Annotated in this window: 12 protein-coding genes and 2 pseudogenes; 3 read left to right on the top strand and 11 right to left on the bottom strand. The window is 48.4% G+C overall.

What is annotated here, in order from left to right:
* Positions 1-12: 12 nt before the first annotated feature.
* Positions 13-1,761, bottom strand: coding sequence for a sensor histidine kinase (locus PSTEL_RS13770; RefSeq protein ID WP_038696114.1), 1,749 nt, complete (start codon positions 1,759-1,761; stop codon positions 13-15).
* A gap of 221 nt (positions 1,762-1,982) precedes the next feature.
* A complete protein-coding gene (locus PSTEL_RS13765; RefSeq protein WP_038696112.1) occupies positions 1,983-2,576 on the bottom strand; it encodes a sugar O-acetyltransferase in 594 nt (197 codons plus the stop codon).
* A gap of 136 nt (positions 2,577-2,712) precedes the next feature.
* On the opposite strand from PSTEL_RS13765, the gene PSTEL_RS13760 reads away from it, so the two are divergent.
* On the top strand, positions 2,713-3,666 hold the full coding sequence (locus PSTEL_RS13760) for an AraC family transcriptional regulator (RefSeq protein WP_038696110.1): 954 nt from the start codon (positions 2,713-2,715) through the stop codon (positions 3,664-3,666).
* A 308-nt stretch (positions 3,667-3,974) separates the two neighbouring features.
* On the opposite strand, the gene PSTEL_RS13755 is transcribed toward PSTEL_RS13760, so the two are convergent.
* From PSTEL_RS13755 to PSTEL_RS28480, 3 genes and pseudogenes are all read right to left on the bottom strand, one after another.
* The gene (locus tag PSTEL_RS13755) at positions 3,975-4,202 is read right to left on the bottom strand and encodes a hypothetical protein (RefSeq protein WP_084065076.1); all 228 of its coding nucleotides are present in this window, start codon (positions 4,200-4,202) and stop codon (positions 3,975-3,977) included.
* A complete protein-coding gene (locus tag PSTEL_RS28485) occupies positions 4,192-4,410 on the bottom strand; it encodes a hypothetical protein (RefSeq protein WP_245625224.1) in 219 nt (72 codons plus the stop codon). Before PSTEL_RS28485 ends, PSTEL_RS13755 begins: the two co-directional genes overlap by 11 nt.
* Positions 4,391-4,567, bottom strand: a pseudogene (locus PSTEL_RS28480) (alcohol dehydrogenase); the annotation flags it as partial. The pseudogene PSTEL_RS28480 and the gene PSTEL_RS28485, both read right to left, overlap by 20 nt.
* A gap of 246 nt (positions 4,568-4,813) precedes the next feature.
* Here PSTEL_RS28480 and PSTEL_RS13750 point away from each other — a divergent pair.
* Positions 4,814-5,363: pseudogene (locus tag PSTEL_RS13750) on the top strand (TetR/AcrR family transcriptional regulator).
* A gap of 138 nt (positions 5,364-5,501) precedes the next feature.
* On the opposite strand, the gene PSTEL_RS13745 reads toward PSTEL_RS13750, so the two are convergent.
* Positions 5,502-7,757: an ATP-binding cassette domain-containing protein gene (locus tag PSTEL_RS13745; protein WP_038696106.1), complete on the bottom strand. Its 2,256-nt coding sequence runs from the start codon at positions 7,755-7,757 to the stop codon at positions 5,502-5,504.
* Positions 7,758-7,932: 175 nt separating this feature from the next.
* Positions 7,933-8,934 carry a type I glyceraldehyde-3-phosphate dehydrogenase gene (gap, locus tag PSTEL_RS13740; protein ID WP_038696104.1) on the bottom strand — a complete coding sequence of 334 codons (1,002 nt, stop codon included), beginning with the start codon at positions 8,932-8,934 and terminating at the stop codon, positions 7,933-7,935.
* Positions 8,935-9,048: 114 nt separating this feature from the next.
* Here gap and PSTEL_RS13735 point away from each other — a divergent pair, with 114 nt between their 5' ends.
* Entirely contained in the window at positions 9,049-9,903 is an 855-nt protein-coding gene (locus PSTEL_RS13735; RefSeq protein ID WP_038696102.1) for a helix-turn-helix domain-containing protein, read from the top strand.
* Positions 9,904-10,131: 228 nt separating this feature from the next.
* Here the strand turns inward: PSTEL_RS13735 and PSTEL_RS27655 are convergent, their stop codons facing one another.
* From PSTEL_RS27655 to PSTEL_RS13720, 4 genes are all read right to left on the bottom strand, one after another.
* A complete protein-coding gene (locus tag PSTEL_RS27655; protein WP_156995872.1) occupies positions 10,132-10,311 on the bottom strand; it encodes a hypothetical protein in 180 nt (59 codons plus the stop codon).
* A gap of 22 nt (positions 10,312-10,333) precedes the next feature.
* Positions 10,334-11,236, bottom strand: coding sequence for an SDR family oxidoreductase (locus PSTEL_RS13730; RefSeq protein ID WP_038696099.1), 903 nt, complete (start codon positions 11,234-11,236; stop codon positions 10,334-10,336).
* 251 nt (positions 11,237-11,487) lie between these two features.
* Complete coding sequence (locus PSTEL_RS13725; RefSeq protein WP_038696097.1) at positions 11,488-12,447, bottom strand: AraC family transcriptional regulator; 960 nt, start codon at positions 12,445-12,447, stop codon at positions 11,488-11,490.
* A gap of 43 nt (positions 12,448-12,490) precedes the next feature.
* A complete protein-coding gene (locus PSTEL_RS13720; protein WP_052098467.1) occupies positions 12,491-13,909 on the bottom strand; it encodes an SMI1/KNR4 family protein in 1,419 nt (472 codons plus the stop codon).
* Positions 13,910-13,972: the final 63 nt, after the last annotated feature.

The following is a 13,972-nucleotide window of genomic DNA, read 5'->3' as shown; positions in this document are numbered from 1 at the left end:
AAGCGTTTGAATTTAATGATTGATCTTAACCATGAACTGAACACCATCATCCAAATTCGTTACCGAGTATTCACAATGATGGAGATCCAAAATTTGCTGCACAATGGATAAGCCTAATCCTGTTCCACCTGTTTGACGACTTCGGGAGGCTTCTCCCCTGTAAAATCTCTCCCAAATTAAATTTATTTGCGGTTCAGGGATCGTTTTGCCCTTATTTTTGACATAAAGCGTGCTCGACTGCCTATCACTATGAATCTCAAAAAGGATGTCACTCCCATGATCCGCATGTTTAATGGCATTAGTCGTCAAGTTGACGATAACCTGCTCGAACCAATCCGGATCAATGAGAACGGGGAGCTCATTCACAGGGATAACGATAATTTCCAATCCCTTCGCTTTGAGCTGATACAGCAGCCGGTTTGCGCTTTTATCAATAAGCTCGCTCAGTAAAATGGATCGTTTTCGAAGCTGTATCGTTCCCGACTCCAACCGGGCCAGATCGAGCATGTCTTTAATCAACATCTCCATTCGCTCTGTTTCCTCAATAATGACGGATATGTAATGTTCCTGCTTATCAATATTAATGCCATCCTGCAAGCCTTCGGCGAAGCTCTTTATGATGCTGATAGGCGTCTTCAGCTCATGCGAGGCATTGGTAAAGAAGCTCTTTTGTGTCATTTCGATTCTTTCTTTTTGCTCCATATCATTCTGAAGCTGCTGGTTGGCATCTTGAAGTTCACCAAGCGCCTTGTCCAGTTTTTGTGCCATCGTATACATGTTTTGAGAAAGGCTCCCCAGTTCGTCGCTTTGCTGTAAGGGTTTGAAAGATGAAAAATCAAAATCAACCATTTTCTGTGCGGCTTCATTCAATGAAACAATAGGCGATGTCACCATCTTGGAATAATAAAGGGCCAAAATCAGAATGAAAATAAATCCCCCGCCGCTAAGATAGATATAGAACCAACGCAGCGCTTCATTGGCATCATTAATTTCTTGAAGTGAGGTGACTGAGAACAGGATTTGTTTGTTGCCGCCGCTTACTACCAATGGCTGCATAATGATAATATTGTTGGTTCCGCTCCAAGGTTCTACCCACTGCAACTCTTTTTCTTCCATCCCATTAAGCTCTTTTTTCATTTCGTCAGACAAAGGAAAAAGCTCATTTAAAGCTACATACAGGAGACCTTGGCGTTGAGTCTTTAGGGTTGGTGCGATAATATCCTCTACAACGCCTGAGAAAACGGAAAGGCTATCCGGAGAGGTCTCTCCAATGGATAATGAATGACGCACTAAGATCTTTTCTGGATATACGATCGGATCTAGATTCCCTCTGCTATATTCCTCACCCCAAATGGTGATCGGGTCTCCTTGCTGTATATTGGCTTTCCGCAGCTCTTCATCGTTCACATTCAAAAAAAGCGACAGCGGGACCGTGATTTTGTTATGGTTCGGGAGTTCAACCGTCATACGGTAGGGATCACCCAGGACCAGATTGCCCTCGAAATCAACAATAGCCAGCTGTGTCCGGTTTCGATTCATAAACTTGGCTACGCTCACGGCGAGCTCTTTATTCTTGTCCCGATTTTGATGTGAATATTGTTGAGCAAATTTATAAAGATCTCGTTCGACTTTTTTCACTTTATAGTCCTGGTAGAACCGATTGAAAAAAAGAACCTGCGATAATAAAACCAGAATATAAAAACTGGCAAAGAAAATGACGGTCAGAATAAAGAGTTTAAATGTAATTCCCCTGTTTCTCATGCTTAACTCCTTTTATCGCAGCTGTTATTAGAATAACTTGCCAGTATGTTTTTCATGTGTCCTGCTTCTTAGACAAGCTTATCCTATATTCATCTCTCCTTATAGGTGTAAACACACTGCATCTCTTAACAGAGTACAGTCTTTATACAAATAAAACCTCCCGAATGAGGTCTGTAATAACCCTCGGGAGGTTTTGGAGCTGCTATTGATGGGTTACTGTTTCATTCCGGTCTCTTCCAGCGATTGTCGGAAAATTGGATAGGCCGGATTACTCTGCATGGACTTCCTGCAGCGATGACATTTGGAGGAATGTCTTTCGTAACTACGCTTCCCGCACCGATAATACTATTCTCTCCGATAGTCACGCCCTGCGTTATTTTGACATCGCCACCCAGCCATACTCGATCTTCCAGCGTTATCGGGGCGGAGTAAACTCCTTTGTCTGCACGCTCAAAAGGATCTTCCGCATGATTTGCTGCATACAGTCCCGCCCTTGGTCCTATATACACATCATTTCCGATTTTCACTTCGTTGCAATCGAGGATAATCATGTCATGATTAATATATACATCGTTACCAATGGAAATATTAAATCCGAATTCGCATCGGAAATTGGACTCGATATATACATTTTCTCCTACGCGTGAGAATAACGCTTTTAAAATGGACATGTCGTATCCTGCATTGGTATTTACCTTGTGATTGTATTCACGGCACTTTGCTAACGCATGTGCTCTAACCTCTGCTACATCTTCAGCGGCGTCATCATACATGTTCCCGCTATTCGTTATTTGCTTGATTTTTTCGATATCCATTGCGTCCTCCTATTTAAAGTATTGATGTGAGTGGTATCATTTCACTTTTCAAGATATGATTATATCATCATGTATTTTGTATTGAAGACAGTTTTTTCTCGATTAATAACACTATATTCCCAAGAAGGAGTTTATCATGCGCGCAGACACCATGCCTCTTGATCATACTCTGTATGAAACCATTCAACATGGCCAGAATGATTTCCCTATTCAATTCTATGTGGATGAGCTGCATAAATTCCTTAATAGAAAGGTTCCGCTTCACTGGCACTTCGAACCGGAGTTCTTTGTTGCGCGAGGCGGAACCGTAAAGGTTCAAGTCGGTAATCACTGTATTGAATTATGCCCAAATGATGGCATTTTCATTAACAGCAATGCATTGCATTCTTTTGAGCAGGTATATGACAACGATAGATGTAAGTGTCCCAATATCGTCTTTTCCGCGGAGCTGATCGCACCCCATACCAGTATTCTTTATCAGAAATATATCAGGCCTATTCTGATTAACCGAAGCATGCCCTATTTTATACTACATTCTGATATTCCCTGGCAAAGAGAAATCCTTAATGAGCTTTCTTACATCTTTGCGTTATTGCAGGAGTTTGGTCTTCAGAGTCCCTACGGTTCCTTCTCCACTTTGGACTTTAATATCGAAAATCTGAGTGCAGCATGCTTCGAAATGGAGGTACAGTGCCACCTAAATCAAATATGGCAGTCGATTTTCAATCATGTGGAGCAAATTCCTGCGGTTGCCCAAGACCAAAGGGATATCCAATTCCAAGTGCGTGTGCAGCAGATGATTTCATTTATACAGCGAAATTATATGAACCCAGTAACGCTTCAGGATATCTCAATGTCGGCAAATATCAGTAAAAGCGAAGCATCCCGCTGTTTTCAATCCTACCTGAACTGTTCTCCCATCGAATATTTGCTGCAATCTCGTATTGAAGCATCTCAACGTCTGCTATATGATACGACCCAAAGCATCCAGGAGATTTGCTTAGAATGCGGGTTTAACTCCTCCAGCTATTTCATTAAGGTATTCAGAGAGAAAGTGGGTATGACACCTGGAGAGTATAGAAAAAAATAAGGGTATCTATAAGTCAGACCTTTAATCAGGCCGTACTTAGGATACCCGCAGCTTAATCAATATAGGTGTTTCGTACAGTTGTACAGATCACGTATTAACCCGATCTTGTTCTGTAGTTCCTTCGATAAGGCCGCAGTTCATTTCTCTTAATCGTTCGTCTGTTATGACTTCAATATTTTTTGCTCTTGGATAATCGTTCAGCTTGTTGGCGTCCTTCAGCATATAAAGGTATATTGGTATGACCTTGAGCCCTTATTGATCATTCCAATCCGTTGCTCCATGCCTTATAAGTCCTAATGTGGTCATATTTATTCCAGGCTTTGTTTGGCGTAATTGGTTAGAAACTCAACGGTTTGCGGGTCATAGTGGGAGAAAAATGCACTCTCTCCGGTATCAAGCGATGTTATTTTTCCCATATCTTCCACGGTCAACTCGAAATCAAATACGTTAAAGTTGTAAGCGTCGCCCGTAAAGTTAGCTTGAACCTTATCCCCTAATGGGAAAATCGTACTGTTGCTAAGATGTTCATTTTCCATTGCGAACCCTACCTTCCATCTCAAGCATCTCTTGCGTCTCTCGGATTCCGCCGACATTAGATGCCGTAATACTCCGGCGCCCGGCAAATAAGGAGGAGAAGACGTTATAATGATCCGGCTTGTTCGGGAGACCGAGATTCACCAGAGCGCCGTCTACGTTAAGAATGGACAGATACGCATCCACGTCGGCCAAAATCATCATGAGCATTGTGAATATCAGAGTGGCAAATCCCGCAATATTTAATATCGATTAAGACATCATCCGGCCTCAAATCTCTTCGTTCTATTGTAGTTTGTTCGAAAGGCGCTTTTGCCGCTGGAACACTTAGTACTCGAGTCATGATGTTACTGTGATTGTTGCACATGTTGAACATCCCTTCCTTTTTAGTCTGAATGATTCGGATGTGTTTCGTGTCTCATCCCGTTCAAATTAATGTGCACGATTACTTTATTGTGCAGATGTCTATTATTATAATGAAATTAAGATTGAATCCTATTGTTAATTTGAATCGATTTGTACATTAATGAATTAAGTAATCGGATTTGTTCATTATCAAAAGGATTGATGAAATAATGAACATCATAAAAACAAAGAAAGTTCGGTGAGCAGTATGTCTAAAATCGATCGAAGAATCCTAAAAACCCAAGAAGCATTAAAAACAGCAGTAATTGAACTGATGACTGAGAAAAGTTTTGACGATATAACCATTCAGGATCTATCAGATAGAGCGAATGTCAGCCGTGGTACGATATACCTTCACTACATGGATAAATATGATTTGCTGGATAAGCTTATCGAAACCCATATTAATGAACTTCGGGTAAGATGCGCGGCAGTTGCGGATTTAGATTTTGTAACGGGGTCTGTAGTTTGGACGGAATACTTTGAGCAAAAATTACGCTTTTTTCTCCACAATGCTGGCAAGTAAAGGAGCGCCTTTCTTCCGCAATAGATTCCTTGAATTAATTATTGAAGAGTTTCAAGATGAAGTGGATAACACGAAGGGAAAAAACGAAGGATTAAATAAAGATCTTGTCGTTCATTTTGTGGCATCTTCCTATGTGGGCGTAGTCGAATGGTGGTTTACGAACGAAAGACCCGTCCCCCATCAAGTACTGGCAGAACAGTTGGGAACCCTATTGGAAAGGATTTGTGAGTAAGAAGTTTACTTTGCCAAAAAGGTTCAAATCATAACCACCCGTCCGGGTAGGTTTTTGTTTTCCACGCTTCGCGTGCTCAACTGGCTAAAGTCTAAATAAAAGGCCACTCCATTTGAGCGGCCTTGAATTTAATGATGATTAGATCAAATATCTTCCCGTGATCGATTGCTCAACCTGAATAATCTGCGAAGGTGTACCCTCGAACACTACCTGGCCACCTTTGCTGCCTCCGTCCGGTCCCATATCGATGATCCAATCCGCTTGGCCGATCACATCGAGGTTGTGCTCGATGACGATTACCGTGTTGCCGGTATCCACCAGGCGGTTCATGATTTCCAGAAGGTGACCGATATCCGACATATGCAGCCCGGTTGTCGGCTCATCCATAACATAGATGCTTCCCTTCTTATGCAGCTCGCTTGCCAGCTTGATCCGCTGACATTCCCCGCCCGAGAGCGTACTAAGCGGCTGGCCGAGCGTAATATAGTTAAGCCCCACATCGCTCATTGCCTGGAGCTTGCGCACAACCTCTTTTAGCTGGAAAAAATCCAATGCCTGTTCCACAGTCATCTCCAATACATCGGCAATTGACTTGCCGTTCAGCTTGTACGAGAGCACCTCTTCCTTGAACCGTCTGCCTCCGCATACCTCGCATGGCAGCTTCACACTCTCGAGGAATGCAAGTTCTGTATACACAACGCCGAGACCTTGGCAGTTCTCGCACGCCCCTTTGGAGTTGAAGCTGAACAAGCCTGGGCTCACTTTGTTCGCGGATGCAAACGCCTTGCGCACATCATCCATTATGCCTGTGTAGGTCGCGGGATTCGAGCGCGTTGACACGCCTACCGCCGATTGGTCGATGACGATCGCATCCGGATGCTGACTGAGGAATACATCATTAATCAGCGTACTTTTGCCAGAGCCGGCGACACCTGTAACTACCGTCAGCACTCCTGTTGGAATATCAACATTCACGTTCTGCAGGTTATGCAGCTCGGCGTTCCTGATGGGCAGCTTGCCGGATGGCTGCCTGCAATCGCTCTTCAGATGGAGAGGCCGTTTCATATGGGTGCCTGTTAATGTCCCCGCCTCCAGCAGGCCTTGGAAGTCTCCTTCATACACGATGGTACCTCCGTGGCTGCCGGCGTGAGGACCGACATCCACGATATGATCCGCCACCTTGATCACATCGGGATCATGTTCGACGACAATGACGGTATTGCCTTTGTCGCGCAGCTTCAGAAGCAGCTCATTTAATCGGTGTACGTCACGGGGATGCAGGCCAACGCTTGGCTCATCGAAGATGTAAGTGACATCCACCAGGCTGCCGCTAAGGTGTTTCACCATCTTGACCCGCTGCGACTCGCCGCCGGATAATGTATCCGTCTCACGATCCAGCGTCAAATAATCGAGTCCGATATCCACCAGATGCTGCAGCCGTTCCAACAGCAGCTTGACGACAGGCGCGGCGATCGCGTCGTCTATCTCCCGAATGACGCGGATAAGTTGTCCGACTTCAATGGAGGACAGCTCCGCAATGTTGAGGCCATTGATCTTGCAGCTGAGTGCAGCCTGACTGAGTCTAGCACCATGGCAGCTCGAGCAAGGCCACTCGGTGATGAATGGTGCAACTGCTCGCTGTGTGCGTTCGGACATCGTCTTCAGATCCCGCCTGATATACTTGTTAGTGAACTTCTCGATGATGCCTTCCACTGTAATATTCACGGCTTTCCCGCCGAACTGCACTTCTATTTTCCTCGCCTTGCCATACAGTAACTGCGCAAGCTCCTCTTCCGAATAATCGCTCAGCTTTTTATCGGGATCGAATGGCCTCGATTGCACGATCATATTCCAATCAAAGCTGCTTAACGCATAGTCCGGCAGCATGATCGCACCCTCATTCAACGACTTTGACATGTCCAGCGCCTTGCTCATGTCGACGCCCAGCCTGCGGCCGATTCCACTGCATTCCGGACACATGCCCTGCGGGTCGTTGAACGAGAACATATGCGCTTCTCCAATATGGGGCTGACCTACCCGGGAGAAGAGAAGACGCAGAATGGGAGAAATGTCGGTAATCGTACCCATCGTGGAATGGGACCCGCCGCCCAGGCGCTTTTGATCAACAATAACAGCCATGCTCAGATTCTCGATCGCGTCTGTATCCGGCTGCGGAACGCGGGGCAGGAAATTACGCACAAACATACTGAAGTTCTCATTCAGCAACCGCGTGGATTCTGCGGCAATCGTATCGAAGACGATCGATGATTTGCCGGATCCGGATACCCCGGTGAAGATCGTGATCTTTCGTTTGGGAATGCGCAAGGATACGTTCTTGAGATTATTCTCCCTCGCACCCGAGATTACGATATACTCCTGATTGGGTTTGTTCATGCCTGACATCCCTCCACTAGTAATAGTTTCTGTTCATACTCATCTTGTACCATTCATCAGCAGCAAATTAGGAAACGCGAACCAGATCAACCCAAAAAGAGCCGGCATTGGCCAGCTCTTGTAATCATGTGAAGAAGTCAATTCTGATTGGCGGACGTTCATTGTATACTAAGCCTCATAATTTGGCAAGATGTTTGGCTGTACGGATCATTTGACTGGTAAAAGAGTTTTCGTTATCGTACCAGGCAGCGATTTTCACCAGCGTATCTGTTCCTAAAGGAGATACCTTCGTCTGCGTTGCGTCAAACAAGCTGCCGTAAGTGATCCCGATAATATCGGACGAGACAAGCTCCTCATCTGAATATCCGTACTGCTCGGATTTGGATTGCTCCATCTTCTTGTTGACCTGCTCCGCTGTGACACAGCCGGCAACAACTGCGGTCAACTCGGTTAACGAGCCTGCGACAACTGGCACCCGTTGAGATGTGCCGTCCAGCTTGCCGTCCAATTCCGGGATCACGAGGCCTATTGCCTTGGCTGCCCCGGTGGAGGTTGGAATGATGTTGGCAGCCGCCGTGCGCGCCCGGCGCAAGTCGCCTTTGGCATGAGGGGCATCCAGCGTATTCTGGTCGTTGGTATAAGCATGTATCGTTGTCATGAAGCCCTTTTGGATCGGTGCAAGCTCGTTCAGGTAATACACCATTGGAGCAAGGCAGTTCGTGGTGCAGGACGCTGCCGAAACAATGCGATCCTCTTTGGTCAGTGTATGCTCATTGACACCATAAACAATCGTGGGAACATCTTTTCCGGCTGTTGTGGATATAAGAACTGTTCTTGCGCCAGCATTGATATGCGCTGCTGCCCCTTTTTTGGATGCGAAGAAGCCTGTACACTCCAAAACAACATCGATCTGCAATTGATTCCATGGGAGCTTGCCGGGGTCTTTTTCAGCATAGATTGGAATATCCACGCCGTTTACGGTCAAACGGTTCTCACTATACCCGATCTCTCCGTCATACCGTCCTTGCGATGTGTCGTACTTAAGCAAATGCGCGAGCATCTTCGGGCTTGTCAGATCATTGATCGCTGCAATGCTGTATCCTTCCGTACCAAAGAGCTGCCGAAATGCAAGCCGCCCGATTCTGCCAAACCCATTAATGGCGATATTAATTCCCATAACAACCACCAATCCTTTCTTTGTTCAGGTTCCAACGCTATTATATCCTCCACATTCTTGTGGTACACTGTTATAAGTGAAGTATTCGACTATACTATCTGTCAGGTGAGAACAATGCCACAAATGGACCGACATAAGAACAGAACGGTAAATATCGAGTTTGTTGCTGCGGAGGCTTTGGATTCGCTTCCCTACCCGGAGCGGTTTACACTGGTTTTTGTTACGAGTGGAATGATAAGCGGACGGTTGAACGATCGTCCAATAACCGTTTCCGCCCCAGGTATTCTATGTTTGTCCGAAGAAGATACGCTGCATATTACAGATAAGCAGGACGCCTTCGCGCAATCCTTTAGCTATCATGCCGATTTTCTTAACACCATTCCCCTAACAGAAACGGAAGACTATTTTCCCAAAAATCTGAAGATCCAAACAGGGCTCTCCCTTTTTCAAGGTGACGATATGCGTACAAGGGTGCCTCGTGTAACCGGCAAAGCATTTTCGCAGCTATTTGAGTGGTTCTTTGTGATGGGAACAGAAGTGTATGCGCAGAGCGATGATCGCTGGGTATGCCGAATAAAAAAATACCTGATTCAAATTTTGGGGCTGCTTGAGGATTTGAACCGGCATAGCGAACAGTCTCCTGTCGATTTAGTTTTGGAATATATACACACGCACTATTCGGATAAAATCAGCCTGGAGGACTTAACGAATTGCGCGCATCTGAACCGTGTGTCGCTTAATAAGATGTTTCAGGAAAGATGCGGCTGCACAGCAATTGGCTACTTACTGTCACACCGACTGAAGGTTGCGGAGGATCTTCTGACACATACAGGGATGAGCTTGAATGAAATTGCGCGTTCTACCGGATTTGAGTATGACACGTATTTCATCAAGCAGTTTACAGCTAAAAAAGGGATGTCTCCGACCGTATATCGGAACACATCCCGCGAGTTTGCCACTGTCCAATAAGACTAAATTTCTGATTCACATCGATCCACTTTAAGATCCCGACGGAGAACATGCAGGTCTCTATTGCAGCGCCCCATATCATTCACAGGCTTTATAATTAATGTTGTGAAAAATTAGGCATCTTAATGAACCCGGATAACCCGGATGCAATCAGCAAACTCGCAGCCAGCGCTTCGAATGCCGCCAAACTGCTGCCTGTCTTCAGAAGATTCAAAGCCAGCAAGGGTCCTAAAGACGCCCCGATGAAGAGTACGAGCGAATATACGGTGTGACGGCTGGGCCGCGTTTGTCGCCCGCAAGCGTGCCTACGATGGAGATCAGCGTCGGGATTGTGATGACCAGTACCGCAGTAATAAAGGAATATTTTGCTGGCGACGCGCTGTTCAAGTGTTGTACGCGTTCTGACATGACACCCCTCCATTCCAATTCCTCATTTGTTGATTGAAAAATAATGCTCCCGATCAAGATCGGAAATGAGTCCTGGCTGATCAGGATTCCAGCCGAGCCGACTCCGGGTCAGAGCGCTCGATGCTGTAATATCTGCGGTAACAAAATGCGCCAGCCAGCCAAAATGCCCGGCGGCCTCCTCGGGAGTTTTGCTGACTACCGGTACGCCCAGGCGGGCGCCGATTACCGATGCAATGTCCCGGATCGGCACTCCTTCTTCTGCGGCCGCATGCAGTATTGTTCCCGCAGGAGCCGCCTCCAGCGCCAGCCGATACAGCCGGGCGGCGTCAAGACGATGTACAGCAGGCCAGCGGTTAGCACCTTCGCCTATATAGGCGGCCGCTCCCTTGCTGCGTGCGATTTGAATCAGCGCAGGCAAGAAACCGCGATCGCCTTCACCATGCACCGATAGGGGGAGCCGCATTACCGACACACGCACGCCTCGCGATGCCAGCGATAGCGCAGCCTCTTCCGAAGCGATGCGATGCGCCGCGGCGGAACCGCGATCAGGCGCATCTTCTTCCATAGCGAGACGGCCCTGAGCGAGATGCCCCATCACAGAGGTGACAACAAGCGGCCGGTCCGTTCCGGCAAGAGCGGCGCCCAGTGTCTCAATTGCAAGCCTGTCTTGTTCGCCTACAGTCGTAAGGTCCGAAAAATTGTGGGAAAAGGCGGTATGGATGACGCCATCTGCTGCCTCCGCACCGCGCTTCAGGCTGTCCGGATCTTCCAGCGATCCTCTGTGTACAGACGCTCCTTCCGCTGCGAGAGCGGCGGCAGCCTCATTCGACCGGGCAAGTCCAAGCACTTCATGTCCTGCTTCGATCAGTTCGCGCACAATCGCAGTGCCGACAAACCCTGTTGCTCCTGTAACAAAAACACGCATCATTTAGTCCTCCTTAAACGTTTGAGTAATAGCCGGTGTGTGGATCGAGACCTTTAGCTTGATTCAGCTGTTCGTTCGTACCAGCCCTTGGGCTAAACTCATTATAGAGGGCGTGCCGGTACGCGGCTTGCCTGTTTCGCGTCATTTTTTGCCCAATCCTCCGGAAGCATGGGCTGTCCTCTCCTCGACTCCGATAACAAAATGAAAACCCGCCAAGCCAGATGGCTGCGGGTAATAGAATAGGCGGTTGATCAGTCCGGCATTTGTGCAGGTTGACGCAATCGGGCAATATCTCTTTTGGGCGGACTTCCGAAGAAGCGGCTGTAATCCCGGCTGAATTGGGAGATGCTCACATACCCTGCCATCTGGCAGGCCGTTGTAACATCCATTGAGCCGGAAATCATGAGGCGTCTCGCTTCATGAAGGCGAAGCGCCTTTTGATACTGAAGAGGACTCATTGAGGTAACGGTCCTGAAATGCTCGTGAAACGAGGATTCGCTCATGTTGACCAGCTCGGCCAAGTCCGTCACTTTCATCTGTTGGGCGTAGTTGTCGCGTATCCAGGAGATGGCCTTCACGACGCGCTGCACACCCGAATCGGCAAAGCCGAATTCAGCGGCGTGAACGCCGATGGGGCTTCGCAGGACGCGTATCATAATCTCATCAATTACAAGCGGAGCAAGCAGTTCGGCATCGCCGGGGCTGTGCAGACACTCCATCAGTCTCGTTACCGCGTTCACCAGGCTGTGATCCATGTCGGTGATGTAGCCTGTGCTGCGCTTACGCACCGGAGGCAGGCCCTTGGGATATACCTTCAAGGCCAGCTCGGTAATCCGCTGCGGGTCGAGTTCCAGCCTGATCCCGAAGAACGGTTCGGAAGGGCTGGCGTCCGTGGCTTTCATTGATACCGGCAGAGCGACAGGGAACATCAGCATCTGCGATCTGCCGAACGGATAGACATTCTGTCCCACCGTGATGGTCTTAGCTCCCTGTGAAACGACTAACAACGAGGGTGTATAGAAGGTTTTCACATAGTCCATATTCGTTCGGGAATAACGGCTGACATGCAGACCAGGCACGCGCTGGCTGAAGACACCGTCATGAGGTGTAAGAGCTCCGATGAGACTTGTCAGCCGGGCCGTCTCCGCTTCAATCACTCCTACCGCGCTCACGGCTTCCGTTACGGGCGAATGTTCGTCAAGGATCTTCATCTTATCGTTAACAACTCCCGTGTTTCAAACTCAGATTTCTTGATTATGGCCATGTCCTGTCCTCTTCATCTCCGGCCGTTTCCTTCAGACGAGCGACAATATCAGCTTCGGCTCCCTCCACAAGCTGGAGCTTGCCGTGATCCTTTCGTATCATTCCATTATTGATGCGGTCCTTCAGCCAGTCTGTGACAAAAGCCTCCGCATAGCCGCCGGTGCCAAAGCCTGAAGCAAAAGCGATCATCTCGCGGTATTGCTTCAGATAATCTTCAGTGGCCGGAACCGGATGCACGCGGCTATACAGCCAGAATTGGACATCGTACATCAAAGTGGAGAACTCGTCCGCATGCAGCGCGAAATACCCCTTCTCCCGTACAATCCTTGCGGCAACGCTTCGGATCAGCAGATCGACACGCTCCACCTCCGTGACCGCGCCGCACAGCTCGGCCAACAGTGGAGAGAACGGCGCCTCGTTCACCTTGCGGAGATCCTCCTCCAGAGTCACCTCGGCGGGAATCTCGTAATCCTCGTCCGGCCGCAGGCCCCGGATAAAGCTCTCGAAATCGGGAGCCAGATACGTAATCTCGTAATCCGACTCCTGGTCTACATGAATAACGGACGGTTCCCCGTCCTTGCCGCAGGATCGGTAATCCAGCATCACCACATCATGGCCGGCGGAAGGGCAATCGCAGATGACGACTCCGATATCCGGATATCCCCACTCTTCGATCATGAAACGGCTCCCTGAGCTTCCGCCGAGCGCTTCCGCCTTCTCCAGGCCAATTCCCATGATCGACGTAATGGCGATATGATCCTCCGACCAGGAGGTTGGTTCTTCCGTCCCGAAGCAGGTATTGCGCGGAATCCCGCCGTTCTGCACCTTCATCAGAGCGATATAGGACGCCGGCAGCTTATAACCGCCCAACTCTTCCTCCACCAAAGCAATCATCTTCTCTGTGGGTGGATCACAGACATACGTATCGATTGCATAGCGGCTGTTCTCCCAGAACTGCGACACATCCATTCCGGCAAAAGGCTCCTGATTCCCGCCTTCCTTCACTCTTTGCTCCCGCTCTGCCCGAGCGGCAGCCGCCCGCCGTTCTTGGCGTTCCGAGCGCTCCACCTTCTCCCGGGCGGCTTCCAGCCACTCCTCCAGATCCTCGCTTGGGTTCAGCTCATATGCTCTGGTGAACGCTCCCACCGCCTGCTTATACTGCTGCAAGAAATAATAGGAATAGCCAATCCGGTAATGCCATGCGGAATCGTCTTTGCCCTGCTCCGCCAGGACAAGCAGCTGCTCCATTGCTTCGTCGTAGCGGCCCAAGTTATTATAAGCTCTGGCCAGTTGGCCCAGCAGCTCATAATCCCGCTCAGAGGCTGGAATCCCCATGATCGTCTTCACAATCTCGGCGAACTCGTCGTCCTCATGCAGCTGATTCAAGCGCGCCAGCAACTCCTGCTCCATCGTATTCGCTGCTCCTCTCGTTTTGGCCTTTACTATGTCCTCTTACTGTGCCATCGATATGCA

It is taken from the genome of Paenibacillus stellifer, assembly GCF_000758685.1.
GTDB lineage: Bacteria > Bacillota > Bacilli > Paenibacillales > Paenibacillaceae > Paenibacillus_AQ > Paenibacillus_AQ stellifer.
The sequence above is the reverse complement of the archived record's forward strand: the minus strand, read 5'-3'. Positions and strand labels throughout refer to the sequence as shown.